The sequence below is a fragment of the Solibacillus sp. FSL K6-1554 genome (assembly GCF_038005185.1).
In the GTDB taxonomy this organism is placed as follows: Bacteria; Bacillota; Bacilli; order Bacillales_A; family Planococcaceae; genus Solibacillus; species Solibacillus silvestris.
Genome location: NZ_JBBOSS010000001.1, coordinates 2,785,221 through 2,803,474 on the forward strand (window position 1 = coordinate 2,785,221; position 18,254 = coordinate 2,803,474).

16 protein-coding genes are annotated in these 18,254 nt (G+C 39.3%); 2 read left to right on the forward strand and 14 right to left on the reverse strand.

The window, feature by feature from the left end:
• Window positions 1-104: 104 nt before the first annotated feature.
• From MHB58_RS13885 to zapA, 10 genes are all read right to left on the reverse strand, one after another.
• Entirely contained in the window at window positions 105-1,082 is a 978-nt protein-coding gene (locus MHB58_RS13885; RefSeq protein WP_008405031.1) for an electron transfer flavoprotein subunit alpha/FixB family protein, read from the reverse strand.
• Window positions 1,083-1,138: 56 nt separating this feature from the next.
• Window positions 1,139-1,912, reverse strand: coding sequence for an electron transfer flavoprotein subunit beta/FixA family protein (locus MHB58_RS13890; RefSeq protein WP_087615820.1), 774 nt, complete (start codon window positions 1,910-1,912; stop codon window positions 1,139-1,141).
• A gap of 63 nt (window positions 1,913-1,975) precedes the next feature.
• Window positions 1,976-2,749, reverse strand: coding sequence for an enoyl-CoA hydratase (locus tag MHB58_RS13895; protein WP_087615819.1), 774 nt, complete (start codon window positions 2,747-2,749; stop codon window positions 1,976-1,978).
• A 14-nt stretch (window positions 2,750-2,763) separates the two neighbouring features.
• Window positions 2,764-3,345: a TetR/AcrR family transcriptional regulator gene (locus tag MHB58_RS13900; RefSeq protein ID WP_008405026.1), complete on the reverse strand. Its 582-nt coding sequence runs from the start codon at window positions 3,343-3,345 to the stop codon at window positions 2,764-2,766.
• 104 nt (window positions 3,346-3,449) lie between these two features.
• Complete coding sequence (locus tag MHB58_RS13905) at window positions 3,450-5,141, reverse strand: long-chain-fatty-acid--CoA ligase (RefSeq protein ID WP_008405024.1); 1,692 nt, start codon at window positions 5,139-5,141, stop codon at window positions 3,450-3,452.
• A gap of 397 nt (window positions 5,142-5,538) precedes the next feature.
• Entirely contained in the window at window positions 5,539-5,952 is a 414-nt protein-coding gene (locus MHB58_RS13910; protein ID WP_008405023.1) for a DUF350 domain-containing protein, read from the reverse strand.
• Window positions 5,953-6,022: 70 nt separating this feature from the next.
• Window positions 6,023-8,389 (reverse strand): endonuclease MutS2, encoded by a 2,367-nt coding sequence (locus MHB58_RS13915; protein WP_340735443.1) that lies wholly within the window; start codon window positions 8,387-8,389, stop codon window positions 6,023-6,025.
• A 265-nt stretch (window positions 8,390-8,654) separates the two neighbouring features.
• Entirely contained in the window at window positions 8,655-10,364 is a 1,710-nt protein-coding gene (gene polX, locus MHB58_RS13920; protein ID WP_197494708.1) for a DNA polymerase/3'-5' exonuclease PolX, read from the reverse strand.
• Window positions 10,365-10,581: 217 nt separating this feature from the next.
• Window positions 10,582-11,121: a CvpA family protein gene (locus tag MHB58_RS13925; RefSeq protein ID WP_008405019.1), complete on the reverse strand. Its 540-nt coding sequence runs from the start codon at window positions 11,119-11,121 to the stop codon at window positions 10,582-10,584.
• A 5-nt stretch (window positions 11,122-11,126) separates the two neighbouring features.
• The gene (gene zapA, locus MHB58_RS13930; protein ID WP_008405018.1) at window positions 11,127-11,387 is read right to left on the reverse strand and encodes a cell division protein ZapA; all 261 of its coding nucleotides are present in this window, start codon (window positions 11,385-11,387) and stop codon (window positions 11,127-11,129) included.
• Between the two features lie 265 nt (window positions 11,388-11,652).
• Here zapA and rnhC point away from each other — a divergent pair, with 265 nt between their 5' ends.
• The gene (gene rnhC / locus MHB58_RS13935) at window positions 11,653-12,582 is read left to right on the forward strand and encodes a ribonuclease HIII (RefSeq protein WP_340735444.1); all 930 of its coding nucleotides are present in this window, start codon (window positions 11,653-11,655) and stop codon (window positions 12,580-12,582) included.
• Window positions 12,583-12,629: 47 nt separating this feature from the next.
• Here rnhC and MHB58_RS13940 read toward each other — a convergent pair whose 3' ends face one another.
• Both MHB58_RS13940 and MHB58_RS13945 read right to left on the reverse strand, forming a co-directional pair.
• Window positions 12,630-13,001, reverse strand: a complete 372-nt coding sequence (locus MHB58_RS13940; protein ID WP_008405016.1) for a VOC family protein — start codon at window positions 12,999-13,001, stop codon at window positions 12,630-12,632.
• A gap of 101 nt (window positions 13,002-13,102) precedes the next feature.
• On the reverse strand, window positions 13,103-14,626 hold the full coding sequence (locus MHB58_RS13945) for a DHA2 family efflux MFS transporter permease subunit (protein WP_008405015.1): 1,524 nt from the start codon (window positions 14,624-14,626) through the stop codon (window positions 13,103-13,105).
• A 230-nt stretch (window positions 14,627-14,856) separates the two neighbouring features.
• Here MHB58_RS13945 and MHB58_RS13950 point away from each other — a divergent pair, with 230 nt between their 5' ends.
• Window positions 14,857-15,750, forward strand: coding sequence for a TetR/AcrR family transcriptional regulator (locus tag MHB58_RS13950; protein ID WP_014823157.1), 894 nt, complete (start codon window positions 14,857-14,859; stop codon window positions 15,748-15,750).
• Between the two features lie 71 nt (window positions 15,751-15,821).
• Here the strand turns inward: MHB58_RS13950 and MHB58_RS13955 are convergent, their stop codons facing one another.
• On the reverse strand, window positions 15,822-17,267 hold the full coding sequence (locus MHB58_RS13955) for a DEAD/DEAH box helicase (protein WP_014823156.1): 1,446 nt from the start codon (window positions 17,265-17,267) through the stop codon (window positions 15,822-15,824).
• 22 nt (window positions 17,268-17,289) lie between these two features.
• The gene (locus MHB58_RS13960; protein ID WP_008405012.1) at window positions 17,290-18,183 is read right to left on the reverse strand and encodes a LysR family transcriptional regulator; all 894 of its coding nucleotides are present in this window, start codon (window positions 18,181-18,183) and stop codon (window positions 17,290-17,292) included.
• Between the last annotated feature and the right edge of the window lie 71 nt (window positions 18,184-18,254).

Below are 18,254 nucleotides of genomic sequence, written 5' to 3' on the forward strand. Positions count from 1 at the left end.
ATACTGGAATTTCTGATACAGTTATTAGCACCATTTCCCGCATCATATACATTAACTCCTTCAAAAAAAGCTCCCTTCAAAAGAAGGAAGCCCCTAATTAAATATTATGCATTTACTTTAAGCGCTTTAAACTCTTCGATTAACATTGGCACTACCTCGAATAAGTCACCAACAATTCCATAGTCCGCTACTTTAAAGATATTTGCTTCTGGATCTTTGTTGATCGCAACGATTACTTTAGAGTTTGACATACCAGCTAAATGCTGAATCGCACCAGAAATACCTGCAGCGATGTATAGGTCAGGTGTTACAACTTTACCAGTTTGGCCGATTTGTAATGAGTAATCGCAATATTCTGCGTCACATGCACCACGAGATGCGCCAACTGCTCCACCTAGTAAATTAGCAAGCTCTTTTAATGGCTCAAAACCTTCTCCGGATTTAACACCACGACCACCTGCAACTACTACTTTCGCTTCTGAAAGGTCTACACCTTCAGTTGATTTGCGCACAACTTCTTTAATGATTGTACGTAAATTTGTAATATCCACTGAAACTGATGATACTTCACCAGTACGAGAATCGTCTTTTACTAATGGTGGAATATTGTTTGGACGGATTGTCGCAAAAATAATACCATCTTTGATTTTTACTTTTTCAAATGCTTTACCAGAATAGATTGGGCGGACGAATACTGTATCATCCCCAGCTCCTTGGATTTCCGTAACATCTGAAATTAAGCCAGATTGTAGGCGTGAAGCAATTTTTGGCGATAAGTCTTTACCTAAAGAAGTATGACCGAAAACGATTGCTTCTGGATTTTCTTGTTCTACTACTGCTAAAATTGCTTGGCTGTAGCCGTCAGATGTATAGTTTTTCAAGTGTGGATGTTCTACTGTAATAACGCGGCTCGCTCCATATGCGATTAATTCCTGCGTAAAATCAGCTACTGCATCCCCTACTAATAAACCTACTACTTCACCGCCGTCAGCGATTTGTAAACCTGCTGCAATTGCTTCGAATGAAACGTTACGTAAGCTCCCTTCGCGAACTTCACCTAACACTAAAACTTTCTTTGACATAGAATATCCCTCCATTACCATCTTCGTAAAAATTTTCGTACTCTAGTTGACTTCTATTAGACTACTTTTGCTTCGTTATGAAGTAAGTTTACTAATTCTTTTACCTGTGCAGAAAGATCGCCTTCTAATACACGACCAGCCGCTTTTTGTGGCGGTAAGTAAATTTCAACTGTTTCTACTTTTACTTCAACATCGTCTTCATCGATATCCAAATCATCCAATTCAAGTTCTTCAAGCGGTTTTTTCTTCGCTTTCATAATACCTGGTAAAGATGGGTAACGTGGCTCGTTTAAACCTTGTTGAGCTGTTACTAATAATGGTAATGATGTTTCTAATACTTCAGCGTCCCCTTCGATATCACGTACAATCTTAACGTTCGTGCCGTCGATTTCCAATGAAGTAATTGTTGTTACGTAGTTAATGCCCAGCAGGTCTGCTAAGCGCGGGCCAACTTGTCCTGAACCACCATCGATTGCTACATTTCCTGCTAAAATTAAATCTGCTTCTTTGTCTTTTAAATATTCCGCTAAAATATAAGCTGAAGAATATTGGTCAAGCTCATCTAAATCATCTTCTGTATTAATTAATACCGCTTCATCGGCACCCATTGCTAAAGCTGTACGTAACTGCTTTTCTGCATCTTCGCCACCGATTGTCACAACTGTTACTTTACCGCCTAATGCGTCGCGCTTTTGAATTGCTTCTTCAATTGCGTACTCATCGTATGGGTTGATGATGAATTCTGCACCATCTTCTTGAATTTTACCGCCGGATACGACGATTTTTTCTTCTGTGTCAAAAGTACGTTTTACTAATACAAAAATATTCATAATCTAGACCTCCTAAAAGCTTTTTAATTTTAATCCCGAAAAAACAGGGAAGAATACATTTTTTTATTTGCCAGTAAATACTGGCTCACGTTTTTCAATAAATGCTTGGATTCCTTCTTTAGCATCTTCAGAAACAAATACCTCACCGAAACTGTTTGCTTCAGCATTCACTCCATCGTAATAAGATGATGGTTTCGAGTAATTCAGCATTTGGATTGCTGCTTTAAGAGCAATTGGTGATTTCTTCGCAATTTTTCTAGCGATTTTCAATGTTTCCGGCAACAGCTCTTCGTCGGAAAAAGCACGGTTTGCTAATCCCCATTCTACAGCTTCAGCCCCTGTAATCGGGTCGCTTGTAAACATCATTTCCGCTGCCTTGGCTACACCAACATATCGTGGTAATCGCTGTGTTCCTGCAAATCCAGGTATTAAGCCTAATGATAGCTCAGGTAAGCCTAATTTTGCAGATGCGGTTACAAAACGCATATGGCATCCCATTGCAAGTTCCAAGCCGCCGCCTAATGCTGCACCGTGGATTGCGGCAATAACCGGTTTACTGAATGTTTCAATACGCTCGAAAACATCTTGTCCATTTTTCGCCAATCCTGTAAATGCTTCGCCTGACTGTACGCTCGTAAATTCTTTAATATCTGCACCTGCAGAAAAGAAACGTCCTTCGCCATGCAAGACGATGACACGTACATTTTCATCTTCTTCGACAGCGTCTAAAAGTGCATTCACATCATGGATCAAGCCTTGTGAAAGTGCATTTGCTGGTGGTCTTGAAATTGTTGCAATTGCGACCCCTTCTTCTACTTTCCAACTTAGAAACTCCATCCTCTACATCCCCTTTATGCTTTTAGTGCGTTTAGCAGTAATTGCTTCACTTTCGGAGCTTGCTCTAATAAATCATATCGATTTTCATTCATTACCCAAGTTGTCGTAATTTCGTCAATTGTGCCAAACACCATTTGTCTCGCAATACGAACATCCATCGTCTGGTTGAATTCACCATTTAGCATACCTTCGATTAAAATTTGATCTAGTAAAATTAAGTATTCTTTTAGAATAGAATTAATTTTCAGTCTAATTTCTTTATTCGATTGCCGTAGCTCAAGTTGAGTTACAGTTGCCAAGTAGCGATCACTTGATAGAACACGGAAATGATTTTCAATCATTTTACATAACTTATCGGAAGCAGTTTCCCCACTTTTTATTATAGCCTGTAAATTCTCTACGAAAATACCCATTTTTTCCTGGAATACAGAAATTAAAATATCTTCTTTGTTTTTGAAATATAAATAGATTGTACCATCAGCAACCCCAGCTTGTTTGGCTATTTTTGAAACTTGGGCTTGATGATAGCCGTTTTCAGCGATAGCAATGACTGCTGCGTCTACTATTTGCATATATTTGGGTTTGTTTCGTTTCAAGCAGATCACCACCAAAAAAAATATGAAAACATGAATGACCATTCATTCATGTTTTCATATTATAATTTGTTCTGCATTCTGTCAATAGTTTGCTAAACAATTAATTAATTTGCTTCTTGTTGTGCCATTTTCTGTTTCTCTTCTTCAATTAGTGTACGTCGTAAAATTTTTCCTACTGCTGTTTTCGGCAGCTCTTGACGGAATTCATAGAAACGCGGCACTTTATAAGCTGCTAAGTTTTTACGGCAATACTCATTCAGTTCTTTGTCTGTAACAGATTTACCCTCTTTAAGAACAATGTATGCCTTTACAGTTTCTCCACGATACGGATCCGGTATACCGGCTACTATACACTCTTGAACCGCTTCATGCTCATACAGCACTTCTTCTACTTCACGCGGGTAAATATTAAATCCGCCTGCAATTATCATATCTTTTTTTCGATCAACAACATAGAAATAACCCTTTTCGTCCATATAACCTAAATCACCCGTTAAAAACCAGCCATCTGCAAATGTCATTGCTGTTTCTTCAGGACGATTCCAGTAACCCTTCATAACTTGTGGTCCTTTTACCGCTATTTCGCCGATTTCACCGACAGGCAATACTTCCGATTCACCTGAACGTAAAATTACCGCTTCTGTATTCGGCCATGGTAAACCGATTGAACCGTTGATACGATGATCCCAAATCGGATTGGCATGTGTAACTGGAGAAGTTTCTGTTAAGCCGTATCCTTCTACTAAACGACCGCCTGTCAATTCTTCAAACTTTTCCTGTACTTCCAGAGGTAATGCAGCGGAACCGCTTAAACACGCTTTAATTGACGACAAATCATATTTTGCTAAATCCGGGTGATTCAACAAACCAATATACATTGTTGGGGCGCCGGGGAATAACGTTGGTTTTTGTTTATCAATTGTCTTCAATGCTTGCTCAGCATCAAATTTCGGTAATAATACCATCTTGCCTTGCTGCATGACCGATAAAATTAATACCGTTGTCATACCATATACATGGAAGAATGGAAGTATGCCTAAAATTGTTTCTTCACCTTTTTTACATTTATACATCCATGCATCACACATCAACGTATTTGCAATGAGGTTTTTATGTGTTAGCATAACACCTTTTGGGTAACCTGTTGTACCGCCAGTGTATTGCAATAGTGCCAAATCATTTTCAAAATCAAAGTCTTGTTCGATTTTATCCATTTTGGCCATTTTCATAATTTCTGTAAACAGGTGATTCGTTCCGCTATGTTCCACTTTTACACTAAAGCCATACTGTTTCTTTTGGATGAACGGATACACTAAGTTTTTGGGGAAAGGCAAATAGTCTTTAATTCCTGAAACGATGACATTTTCTATCTTAGTCTCATGTAATATTTTCATTGCCCTCGGGTATAAAATATCCATTACTAAAATCACTTTTGCTCCGGAATCTGCCATCTGATATTGCAGCTCCCGCTCGGTATAAAGCGGATTCGTCTGTACGACAACCCCACCGGCATACATCGTACCATAATAGGCAATGACCGCTTGCGGACAGTTCGGCAGCATGATTGCTACACGATCCCCCTTCTCCACCCCTAGAGAACGCAGGTAGTTCGCAAACTTCAACGCTGATTCATAAAGCTCTTTGTACGTAAGCTCGCGCCCCATAAAATGGATAGCAACCTTATTAGGCATTGACTCAAATGCTTGTGTTAAAAACTGGTGCACAGGAATTTCCGGCAGCTCAATAGAATGTGGTACTTCTTTCGGATAGCTTGCCAACCAAACCTTTTCTGTCATAAAACTCCTCCCCTTTACTAAAGCTTTACTTGTTTACATCATTATAATGAAAATTGGAAATGGTTTCAAACTATTTTCATAGATACACACGTTTTATTCTCGATAATGCAGATATTTTCTCGCTAAATATTTTGAGTTTTATAGTAATATTGAATTTAAAACATATAGGACTATTCGTTTAGTATGGAAATATACTTTTTTAAAAAAGTTTTAAAAGTTTTTGTATATGGTGATAATCTTCCTAAATAAAATTTAATGAAAAAAAGCAAATGAACTAACTCAATGCTAGTTCATTTGCTTTTATGTTTAGAGTGTCATCATGTAGTAAATGCCGACTGCCAGAAATATGAAACAGACGACGAGTAAGATTTTCGATAATGTTTCCATGTGTATGCTCCTATGAAATACTTGCTCCGATAACAAATGACAAACCGAGGGAAATTGTAAATGAGATAAACCCAACTGAACGGTTGTCAGCAGCAATCTCCTCATCAACATTAAATTTCGGTGTTAAAAACTCAAATAAAAAATATGCAAAAATCAATAAGGTAAAACCAAACAAACCCCAACCGAGCATTTCAATAAAAGATGTATGCTGATTAATTGAATATCTGAAAATATTACAGACGCCTAAAATTTTTCCTCCAGTAGCTAAAGCGACCGCGACATTTCCTCTTTTTATTTCATCCCAATTTTTATACTTTGTTACGACTTCAAATAAAATCATCGATACAAATAGGCAAAGGACTACCACACTAAAATAGCCTGCTGTTTCTACGAGAGGATGGTGCCAAAAGTCTGATCCTAGCAATCCATTTTACCCCCTTTAATTAGTTTCTTTATATGTTTAATATTAGCGCATCATTAAAAAGGAGCAACAACTATTTTAGTTCTACGACTGTAACACCGAATCCGCCTTCGCCCGCTTCACCATAACGGTATGATTTGACCCGCTTATGGTTTTTCAGGAAGTTTTGAATTCCCTGGCGTAAAGCCCCGGTCCCTTTACCGTGAATAATCGATACACGCGGATAGTTCGCTAATAACGCGTCATCTAAATATTTTTCTGTGCGAATAAGTGCTTCTTCATATCGTTCCCCACGTAAATCAAGTTCCAGTTTCACAACACTGTTGCGATTTTTCACATTCATCATCGGACGGGTAGCCTGCTCTTTTTCTGGTTTCACATACTCTAAATCAGATTCGGGCAGTTTCATTTTTAAAATACCGATTTGAACAACCCACTCATTTCCTGCTTTTTGCAAGAGTGTTCCTTTTTGACCGTAGCTTAATACTTTTACTTCATCGCCCACTTGCAGGTTTTGCTTACGCTCACGGGCAGCGACAGCCTTTTGAAGCACTTTATTGTTATCAATCGGTGCTGCATTATCTAAACGCTTCTTCGCATCGATTAACTCGTGCTCTTTCACCGATAACGCGGCATTTTCTTTCATTTTCCTCAACTCTGCAATAATCGTTTCCGCTTCTTTCTTCGCGTCATCAACAATTTTACGAGCCTTATCTTTCGCTTTTTTCTCCAGGTTTTCCTTTTTCTCATCATAAATACGAAGACGTTCTTCCAGCTCTGCCCGGATTTTTTGTGCATCTTCCAGTAAAAGATGAGCTTCGTCCGCTTCACGTTCAGATCGTAACCGGCTTTCTTCTAGTGAAGCAATCATTGACTCAACTTCATGACGGTCAGTACCTGTAAAGGATTTTGCATGGTCGATTACATTTGAACTTAATCCAAGACGTTTAGAAATTTCAAATGCATTCGAGCGACCTGGCACCCCGATCAGTAATCGATAAGTAGGGCTAAGTGTTTCAATATCGAACTCTACACTCGCGTTGACAACAGATGGACGGTTATAGCCGTATGCCTTCAACTCCGGATAGTGTGAAGTCGCCATAACACGTGCACCGCGATCAACTGTTTCATCCAAAATAGCAATTGCGAGTGCCGCACCTTCTTGCGGATCGGTACCTGCGCCAAGCTCATCAAATAATATTAACGATTTTTCATTAAATTTGCTTAAAATGTCTACTATATTCACCATATGAGAAGAGAAAGTTGATAATGACTGTTCAATCGACTGTTCATCACCAATATCAGCAAAAATTTGCTCAAACACTGCCAATTCTGAACCATCGAGTGCCGGAACAGGCAAGCCGCACTGTGCCATGATTGTACACAGTCCCACTGTTTTCAATGTCACTGTTTTACCGCCTGTATTTGGTCCTGTAATGACAATTGCTGTGACATCTCGTCCAAATTCAATCGTATTGGCAACTGCATCTTCAATCGGCAATAACGGGTGTCGTGCACGGACTAGTCGTGTATAGCCTTCTTTATTCATTTTTGGCATTGTGCATTTATTTGCTTGTCCGTACTTTCCTTTTGCTAAAATGACATCCATTTCTCCAAGTAGTTGTACAAGAACAAATATTTCGTGTCCGACTTCCTGTACCCTTAAAGTAAGCTCGGATAAAATACGCTCAATTTCAGCCTTTTCTTTCACTTTCAGACGCTGTACTTCATTGTTCGATTGAATCACTGCATCAGGCTCGATAAACAGTGTTTGACCTGAAGCGGACTGATCGTGGACAATTCCGCCGTAATGTGAACGATATTCTTGTTTTACCGGGATTACGAAGCGGTCATTACGAATTGTAATAATCGCGTCAGACAGCATTTTCGTTGCATTTGCACCACGTGTCAGACTTTCCAGCTTTTGACGGACTTTGGATTCTTCTGAACGCAATGACTGGCGAATTGAGCGTAGTGCAGGGCTCGCTGAATCAAGAACCGTACCATTATCATCAATACAATCATTAATTTCGTGCTGCAGTGCTGTCAAGACAGGCATTTGTTCTTTCCGTTCGATAAAATGCGGGATTTCAATTGTATTTTCCGATTCAATATCTTCAATGAAATTTCGTAATATTCGACTTGCTCGTATTGTGCTCGCGATTTCCATTAATTCCATCGGGCTAAGCATACCGCCAATTTGCGAGCGTCGCGCATGTGGACGTACATCGAAAATGCCACCCAACGGCACATTGCCTTTTACACGCAAAATGGCGAGTCCTTCGTCCATTTCCTCCAGTAGTTCGACAACTGTATCGTAATCTGTTTCCGGTACGAGCTCTTCGATTGCTTGTTTCCCGATCGAATTTGTACAAAATGCCGCTACTTGTTCACGTACTTTATGAAATTCTAGTGTTTTCAATGCTCGTTGTTCGATCATGAGAACACCTCCTATTACTTTTCTTTATTTTTAGTCAAACTGTACTATGGAGTTGATTTCCATTCCAGGTCGGACGCTTTCCGACGATCAAGAAACAAAGTTAAACCTGCTTGTCTTTGTTACTATGCGCCGAGGATTGGGGCATTTTATTGCGATCACCGCAGAAGCAACGACTTGATTTATAAGAAGTGCTAACTCTTAAATCAGGAGTCGCTCCCCTCTATTCCAATCAACTCGTTTCATAATCAATTTCCCTATTCTTTAATCATTTATTTTTTGAAATAAATGCTTCGAATTTATCTTTTGACCATGTGTTGACGATCAGGTCTTTTTTCAGCCATGCTTTTTGTGCATATTTGACCCCGATGTCCATGAAGCGCAGCTGGTCAATTGCATGCGCGTCTGTATTAATGGCAATTGGTACATTTTTCTCCATTGCCAGCGTTAAATATTCGATGCTTAAGTCCAGGCGGTACGGATTTGCATTTAGTTCCAATATTTTCCCGTGTGCTGCTGCCCATTCAATCAATAACGGGACATCCGGATCATAGCCTCCGCGCTGTCCGACAATACGACCTGTCGGATGAGCAATCATATGGACATACGGATTTTCAACCGCTGTTTTTAAGCGTGCCATAATTTTGTCCTGCGGTTGTGTAAAGCTTGAATGAATGGATGCAATAACAAAATCCAGTTCTTTTAAAACATCGTCCCCAAAGTCCAAAGTACCATCAGGAAGAATATCCATTTCTGTCCCTCTATATAGTCGGAAATTTGGATTTGCTTCGTTAAATGCATAAATATCGAGCTTTTGCTGTTCAAGTCGTTCAGGTGTTAGTCCATTCGCTACTTTTAAGTATTGCGAGTGATCAGTAATGACCGCATGCGAATACCCGTTATCTATTAAAGCTTGCCCCATCTCGCTGACTGAATGCGCTCCATCAGACCAAGTTGTATGCATATGAAGATCCGCTACTATATCTTCCAGCTTTACTAACTCACTTAGCTCGTCCAAACGATCCAGCTCTTTACCGCTTTCACGCACAGTCGGTGGAATAAATGGTAAGTTGAAATGCGCAAAAAACGCTTCTTCCGACTCAAATGTTACGACAGTACCGTCTTCTTGCTCGACACCATATTCACTGATTTTCTTCCCCATAGATTTAGCAAGCTGACGCATGCGTACATTATGGTCCTTCGATCCAGTGAAATGATGAAGTGCTGTTGCAAATTCTTCCCGAGTCACTAAACGGAAATCCACACTTACCGGTTCTTCACGGTCCAATATAACAGACACTTTTGTATCCCCTGCTGCAACGGTTTCTAATATTGCGAGTCGCGTTAAAATCGCTTCACGTACAACTTCATATTCCTTTGTTGCTATGATGAAATCAACATCTTTACTCGTTTCCGCAACGCGTCGGAAGCTCCCTGCAACCGAAAACAGCTCCACTTCAGGTAAACTTGCCAAAAGCTCGTTAATCTCCAATACTACAGGCTCGAGCTGCCAAATAGGTAAACGTTCCGCGCGGGAACCAAATGTTTCAAGCTCTTTTAAAATTTTTTCCTCTGTTTTTGCCGCAAACCCTGCAAGCCCCCTTACTTGACCTGCCTCACAAGCTGCTTTTAATGTAGCCGCATCAACTATGTTCAATTCCTGATACAATTTGGCAAGCTTTTTACCACCTAACCCCGGTAGTTTCATCAATGGAACAAGCCCTTTCGGTACGATTGCCTCAAGCTCTTTCAATACAGTTGATTCCCCGATTTCCATCAGTTCCGTAATAACCGCTGCTGTTCCTTTACCGATACCTTTAATTGCTGTAATATCATCGATTTCGCTTAGACTCCGCTCATCTGCTTCGAGAGCCGCTGCCGCTTTTCGAAAGGCGGATACTTTAAATGGATTTTCTGCCTGCAGCTCCATATATAACGCGATTTTTTCCAATGTACGAATAATAATTTTTTTGTTCATCATCATTGTCTCTCCTTTAAAAAAGCTCCTCCCGAAAATCGAGAGAAGCATTCGCATGATTTTCAAATCAATTACGCCTCGGCATCATGGGGTCCCGTTCCGGCTAAGGTCCTGTTGTGAGGATAAATCAGCCGTTTTCGCTCAATGCCACGCTTTTTAGGTTGGCTGGTTCTTTAGAAACTCCTTTTACGAATTGGGGACACCCGCTGAGAATTAGTTAATTTTTTTGAATATACCACCAGTTTTGGAACATGCTCGTAATAATCGGTGTATGCTCAAGTATGAGTCCTGCCAAAATGGAATTGTCGATGAATGTTTGAATCATTTCCACCGGCAGTAATGCCACAACATACAGCCCGATAAAGAGTACAAGATACATTTCGATAAATCCAAGAACTGCACCCAATACATAGTTTAGCGAACTTAATACAGGTAAATACGTTAAAAAATCAAACATCGACCCGACAATTTGGAGGGCAATCTTTACAGCGAAGAAGATAATGGCAAACGCAAAGACGCGATAAAATGTACGGTCAACATCAAGTGAATCCAGAACGAGCGTCACTGTTGAACCTTCTGTAAATCCAGGATACGGAATCCATAATACAAATTTTTCTGCAAGCGGCTTATAATAAATAATCGCTACAATGAGGGCAATAATAAAACTTCCGATATTAATAAGCTGAACAACGAACCCTCGTTTCGCTCCAACTATAAGACTAATGATAAAGACTACGAGAATAATTAAATCCAACATGTATGTCAACCCTTCAAATGTTTCAATTGTATTTCTAGTTTTTCAAATTGCTCTTTTAATAATAGATAGTCGTGCACAGAATTAACGGCTGTTAATACAGCTAGCTTCGCTGTATCTAAAGATGGATTATGGGCACTGATTTCCCGCATTTTGTCGTCCACTAATGAAGCAACAAGACGCATATGGACCGATGATTCTGTTCCTACCATTTTATATGTATTGCCATATATTTCTACGGAAATGCGATTCTTTTCTTGCTCAGCCAAAATAATCCCTCCAGAAAAAATAAGTGAACAGTAACGAAAATACAATTTTCGATTCTTTGCCCAATAAATGATTGAATGCAAAACTGATTGGTTCTATTATATAACGATGCCATTTTCCTATTGTACATCATACCATTTCCAAATTCACTATCGCAACACCATGTCCCGAATGTTCCTGTGAAAGAATCATACAATATGAAAGTTTCCCTTTTCTATTGTAAAAGCTATACTACATAGTAATACATTGTTTTTGAAAGGATCGATTATGACAAATATCGTTTTACTATGCAGTGCTGACCAACAGCAATCTATTCAACATTTCTATAAAGACGCCCTTATTGAACGGAAGGCTCCCGGCGTAATTTTTGCGGTAAAACTTGCCGATACGGCCATTACTGCCTATAAATCAGGAAAAGTAATGTTTCAAGGGGCTGGTGCAGAACGTGAAGCCGCACGTTGGGGTCAAGCAAGTGCTCAAGCTCCTAAAATTGCATCCACTAAAGGTGATACACTCCCTGAAAATTTTGCATCCTTATCCGTTTTGGGCTCAGACGAGACTGGAACAGGCGATTACTTTGGCCCTGTAACTGTAGCGGCTGTCTATGTTCCAGCAGATAAAATAGCGCTGGTCCAAGAACTTGGCGTGAAGGATTCTAAACAATTAACTGATGATTATATGCGTCAAATCGCTCCGGACTTAATGAAGGTTTGCGCTTACAGTATATTGACGCTTCGCAATGATAAATACAATGAAATCCAGGCACGTGGTTACTCGCAGGGAAAAATAAAAGCGCTGCTGCACAATCAGGCTTTAAAGCATGTATTGACAAAAATAGCACCGGAAACACCGCAATATATTTTAATCGACCAATTTGCAGAGCGTGGAATTTACTATAATCATATAAAAAATGAAAAAGAAATTGTCCGCCAAAACGTCCTGTTCTCGACAAAAGCCGAAAATCTCCATGTAGCTGTTGCTACTGCTTCGATTTTGGCACGCTATGCATTTCTTAAAGAAATGGATCGTCTGGCAAAAGTGACAGGGTACCCTCTTCAAAAAGGAGCAAGCGGTAAAGTCGATGAAATGGCCGCAAAAATCTGGTTAAAGCATGGCGAAGAGACACTACGTTCCATGACAAAATGGCATTTTGCCAACACTGAAAAAGCACGCAAACTTCTGCAAAAAAGAAGGTAAATAAGGAAAAGGAGCTGTCGCCATAATTGGCAATAGCTCCTTTTTCGCTATTTTTCCATTATTGCAAAGTAATTTTCCTCATCATCAGCAAAGTTGAACACTTTCCCGAAAGGCATCTTCATGAATTCCCCGACTGTAATTCCTTTTGATTTAAAATCTTCATACAGTTCCTCTAAATTTTGGGCATAAAACATTAGAGAAGGCGTAGACAAACTCAATTCTGGCGACATTTCTTCTATCTTCTTTTTATCATGCAATACAATGCTTGTCTGTGCTTCATCTTTTGGTGCAATCGTAATAATTCGCATGCCGTTATCGATGTCAGAAACTACAGTAAATCCTAATTTTTCAGTCCAAAACTTCTTTGACTGCTCCTGGTCTTCTACATACAACATGACTTGCCCTAATTGTTCAATCATTTTTCGAACTCCTTTTTATACAAATTACTTTACCAAGTATTTTACCCAAGTATAACAAATAAAAAAACGGCAGGAGCAAAAACTCCTGCCGTTTCACTATTTTATTTTTTTTCTTGTACTGCTCCCGTAAAGTCTTCACGTTTCGTTATGTCTACACGCTTAATAAATAGCGCTAAAATTAAAGCTACGACTGTAACTGCTGCTGCTACGAAGAAACTGTACGTAATCCCGTCAAGCATTGCCTGTTGCATTACCTGTGCTTGGGCTTGTGCAATTTGCTCAGCAGTCGGCTGTACTGCAGATGAAGCATTCGCTTGCATATCCGCTGCAATTTCAGCTGCACGTGTTTTTGTGTGTGAGTTGAAAACTGTTACTAAAACAGCTGTACCAATTGCCCCTGCTACTTGCTGAGCTGTATTGTTCATCGCCGTACCATGCGGATTTAAACGGTTTGGCAATGCATTTAATCCGTTTGTCATAATCGGCATCATGACCATCGAAATACCTAACATACGGATTGTATAAACTGAAATAATAAATAAATAAGTTGAATCAACTTCCAAATATCCTAATCCGATTGTTGCTAATGTTGTAATCGTTAACCCGACAACCGCTAAAATACGTGGTCCGAATCGGTCGAATAATTTCCCTGTAATCGGCGACATAATCCCCATTACAATTGCACCTGGCAACATCATTAATCCTGCTTCAAATGGTTCGATTCCTCGAACACTCTGTACATAGGCAGGCGTTAAAATCATCCCTGAGAACATCGCTACAGATAATACCATCGATACGACAGATGCGAGTGCGTATGAAGGATATGTGTAAATACGTAAATCCAGTAAAGGTTGTTCCAAGCGGAATTGACGAATGATAAACCAGGCTAAGCCAATTGCCCCTACGGTAATCGTTCCCCATACTTCTACTGCTGACCAGCCAGCTGAACTAGCTGTACTGAAGCCGTATAATAATCCGCCAAAACCGATTGTAGACAATACAATAGAAAGTATATCTATTTTAGCATCACGGTTTGGAAGGACATCTTCCAGTTTCCAAACTGCCAGTAAAAGTGATAAAACGGCAATTGGAAGAATCATTTTAAACAGAACGCTCCAGTCGTAATGTTCCACAATCCACCCTGATAGTGTTGGTCCAATTGCTGGTGCCAATACCATAACTAAACCGAACATCCCCATTGCCTGCCCGCGTTTTTCAACCGGGAAGCTGATCAGCATTACGTTCATTAAAATCGGTGCCATCGTTGCTGCCCCAGCAGCTTGAATCATACGACCTGCCAATAAAAAACTGAAGCTAGGCGCAAATGAGGCCAATGCTGTACCAATAACGAAAATCGCCATCGATAAAATGAATAAAGGTCTTGTTCTGAACTTCGTAATTAAATACGCCGAAGTAGGAACCAATACCCCGCTTACAAGCATATAGCCTGTCGCTAACCATTGTACTGTTGAATAATCTTTAATATCAAAAGCAGTCATAATAGACGGTAAAGCTACGTTTAATAATGTATTATTTAAAAATGCTACAAACGCCCCGACAAATAATACGGCAATCATTAAATACGGGGGTTTTTGAAATGTTTTTACATCTTTTGTCTGTTCCATATTTTTATTTCCCTTCTTTAATCTTTCAATCTTCCTATTTCTGTACTCGAACTATTTTATACTCGGAGTCCAATAAATTCAACAATTTTATACTCGAAGTCTAAAAACATTGCGAATCCACGCTTTAAACAGTAGAATGAGAGTACAATTCAGAGTATATAGTACAAAAAAATTCACTTTTATTACGTTATATGCACAGTAAATCGTTTTAATTGATATGGAGGAAGTTCATGAATCAACGAAAAAGACAGGTGCTTGATAGTGCATTGCAGCTTTTTATCGAAAAAGGCTTTCATGAAACATCAATACAAGACATTTTAGACAAAGCGCTTATTTCAAAAGGGACATTTTATAATTATTTCTCATCTAAAGTGGAATGTTTTAAATCGATTATGGAACAGACCCGATACGAAGCGAGCTTATTACGACATGAGATGTTGCTAAATCAAGATATAACCGATGAAAACTTATTATTGGAACAAATTCTCGTTCTTATGCAAATCAATAAAAAGCAAAACTTAGTATCCTTGTTCGAAAATATCTTTCAATCGAATGACAAGGAGCTCCGTCATTTATTGGAACGCTATCGCCTATTAGAAATTGAGTGGGTATCCAATCGTTTCACAGATATTTTTGGCGAGGAAGTTCGCCCCTATTCTCTAGAGCTTGCCATTTTATATTTTGCGATGGTTCACCATTTAACCTATTCCCACCGTATCTTCTACAGTGAAATGATTGACCAGAAGAAAATTTTGCAAATTGCATTACGTAACGTTAAAGCAATTTATCCTATTATGTTGGAAAATGGCGACATCCTCATTACACAGGATGCCCTTCAACTAGTCGAAGAGAAAAAAATTTACCAGTCGATTACAAAGAACGATTTAATCGAAAAGGTTCAAGGATTCCTTGACCAGTTAAAACTCGATACCGACAATAGGGTGGGGACTCAATTCACTGAAAGTATTCTGGATGAACTGCAGCGTAACGAGTTGCGTCTTGCTGTTATCGAAGCTATGCTTAAGCCTTTCCGGGAAGCTTTTGTAAACACACCGCATGCCGGTGAAAATGTCGAGCTTGCAAATTTATTATGGTACTTCATTAAAAACGGGGACCAGAACTAATATTAGTGTCTGATGATCCTCACCAATAAAAAAAGTCGTATTGAACGTCATCTGTTCAATACGACTTTTTATTAGTTATTGCTCGTCGAGATGTGCACTTTTAATTGCTTGCCCTTAATAGGCGTTGTTTTCATCGCTTTTAACACGAGATTTCCTTTTCCATTTAGAATTTCTACGAATGTAGATGTATCCAGTATCGTAATAATGCCGATATCAGCGGCGGTCATCCCCGGAATCTTTGCAATTGTTCCGACAAAATCAACAGCACGCAGCTTTTTCTTCTTACCGCCATTAAAATAAAGCTTCGTAATGTTTGCATCAACTTTGGCATTCTTTTGTTTTTTCTTTTGTGGTCGGCTCTGCATCTTTTTGTCAAACGCTTCGGCCTTTGCCTCAACTTCCTCGTGTGTCGGCAAATCCACCTTCGTAATCGTAAAGCCGATCAGTTCTTCAATCCCCGCAAGAAAATCATGTTCAAATGGTGTTACAAACGTAACAGCTTTTCCTTCCTTGCCGGCACGTCCTGTTCGACCGGTACGATGTACATACGCTTCTTTTTCCATCGGTAAATCATAGTTAATCACTAACGAAATATTCTCGATATCAATGCCGCGTGCCGCAACATCTGTTGCCACTAAATAACGGAAATCTCCGCGCTTGTAGTCGTTCATGACAAGTAAGCGTGTTGACTGGTCCATGCCGCCGTGCAGCTTATCGACACTGTACTCTCGGTCATACAAATAATCATGCAATGCATCGACCCGATCTTTTGTACGACAGAAAATAATGCACGTATCCGGATTTTCCACAACTGCAATTTTTTCGACAGCAGCTGTTTTTTCCTCATCCTGCACTTCAATAACGGCATGTTCAATTTTTGGCGCAGCCTCTTCAGATTGTACTTCGATATCAACCGGATCATTTAAGTAATTGGAAGCCAGTTTTTTTATCGATTCTGGTACTGTCGCAGAAAACAGCATCATTACTTCACGATGTTCTACATGTGCCAATATCGCTTCAACTTGCTCGATAAAGCCCATGTTGAGCATTTCGTCTGCTTCATCAAGAACAACATAGCGAATTTTATCGAGCTTCAATGTTCCCTTTTCGATATGGTCCAGCACACGTCCTGGCGTACCAACTGCAATATGTGTTTTTTGCTTTAATTCGTCCTGTTGATAACGGAACGGCTGCTTTCCGTAAAGTGCAGTAGCTTTAATACGTTTATAACGCCCAATATTGGTAAACTCCTCTTTTACTTGAACAGCCAATTCACGTGTCGGGGTCAATACGAGCGCTTGTGGCTTGTTTTCGATCCATTCAATGTTTTCGCAAATGGGAATTGCGAATGCTGCAGTTTTTCCGCTTCCTGTTTGTGCTTTCACAATTAAATCCTGTTCTTTTAATGCGTGGGGCAATACTTTTTGCTGAACTTCAGTTGGGGTACTGTAATCCAAATCTTTAAGTGCATTTTGCAATTCTGGTGATAATGGAAATTCGTTAAAATTAGTTGTCATATTTATTCCTCATTTTCTTCTATTAATGAATGATTCCCGGATCAACAATAGCGATAAATTTCCTTGTTGCCTTCGAGAGTGAAACATTTTTTAAATGGACAATTCCTAAACTGCGCTTAGGAATTGGCTGTTGGAGCTCAATTTCATATAAAAGCCCTTTATCCAAGTAATCGGTCGCAAACTCCTTTGTTACACTTGCGACACCTAAATTGATTTTTGCAAATTCCAATACTAAATCATGTGAGCCTAATTCGAATTCAGGTGAAATCGTATAGCCTTGTTCTTTTAGATAGTTTTCCACATAATTACGAGAGTTTGCCTTTCTCTCCAAAAAAATTAATGGCAGCTTCATGAGCATATCGAGGCGAATTGGCTTTTTTGATAAGTTTTTATATTTTTGTCCGCACACAAATATATCATGAATTTCCTTACAGGGGCTAACTTGAAGCTGGGGATCTTGAATCGGTAAGTTGCATATGCCCAAGTCTGCTTCCCCTGATTTGATAAAAGCCAATATTTCATTCGTTGTACCGTTTAAAACCTTTAGTTTAATGCCAGGATACCTAATATGAAATGACTCTAAATAAGGCAGTAAAAAGTATCTTGAAATCGTATCCCCTACACCTATACGTAAAACGCCTGTACGCAGATTTTTAAATTCGGCCATTTTTTCTTCACCCGCGTCTAAAATACCAAGAGCAGAATTAACGTATTCGTGTAACAATTCACCTTCTTCTGTTAAGGTTACCCCTTTTGGTGTTCTATTAAATAAAATAGTATCAAGTTCTTTTTCAAGCTTAGAAATAGACTGGCTAACTGCCGGCTGTGTCATGTATAAAGCATTCGCTGCCTTTGAAAAACTTTTACTGCGACTTACTTCATTGAATATGCGATATGCTTCTAACTTTATTATCATATAACCCTCACTTATATCTGATATTAGAATTATTAATTTTACTTATATCACATGAACAGGTTATAGTAAAC

Coding starts and splice junctions, on each gene's coding strand:
- MHB58_RS13890 (WP_087615820.1), bottom strand. CDS start 1,912: ATGAATATTTTTGTATTAGTAAAACGTACTTTTGACACAGAAGAAAAA.
- MHB58_RS13925 (WP_008405019.1), bottom strand. CDS start 11,121: ATGTTGGATTTAATTATTCTCGTAGTCTTTATCATTAGTCTTATAGTT.
- polX (WP_197494708.1), bottom strand. CDS start 10,364: ATGAACAAAAAAATTATTATTCGTACATTGGAAAAAATCGCGTTATAT.
- MHB58_RS13950 (WP_014823157.1), top strand. CDS start 14,857: ATGAATCAACGAAAAAGACAGGTGCTTGATAGTGCATTGCAGCTTTTT.
- MHB58_RS13945 (WP_008405015.1), bottom strand. CDS start 14,626: ATGGAACAGACAAAAGATGTAAAAACATTTCAAAAACCCCCGTATTTA.
- MHB58_RS13895 (WP_087615819.1), bottom strand. CDS start 2,749: ATGGAGTTTCTAAGTTGGAAAGTAGAAGAAGGGGTCGCAATTGCAACA.
- rnhC (WP_340735444.1), top strand. CDS start 11,653: ATGACAAATATCGTTTTACTATGCAGTGCTGACCAACAGCAATCTATT.
- MHB58_RS13955 (WP_014823156.1), bottom strand. CDS start 17,267: ATGACAACTAATTTTAACGAATTTCCATTATCACCAGAATTGCAAAAT.
- MHB58_RS13960 (WP_008405012.1), bottom strand. CDS start 18,183: ATGATAATAAAGTTAGAAGCATATCGCATATTCAATGAAGTAAGTCGC.
- MHB58_RS13915 (WP_340735443.1), bottom strand. CDS start 8,389: ATGATCGAACAACGAGCATTGAAAACACTAGAATTTCATAAAGTACGT.
- MHB58_RS13905 (WP_008405024.1), bottom strand. CDS start 5,141: ATGACAGAAAAGGTTTGGTTGGCAAGCTATCCGAAAGAAGTACCACAT.
- MHB58_RS13885 (WP_008405031.1), bottom strand. CDS start 1,082: ATGTCAAAGAAAGTTTTAGTGTTAGGTGAAGTTCGCGAAGGGAGCTTA.
- MHB58_RS13940 (WP_008405016.1), bottom strand. CDS start 13,001: ATGATTGAACAATTAGGGCAAGTCATGTTGTATGTAGAAGACCAGGAG.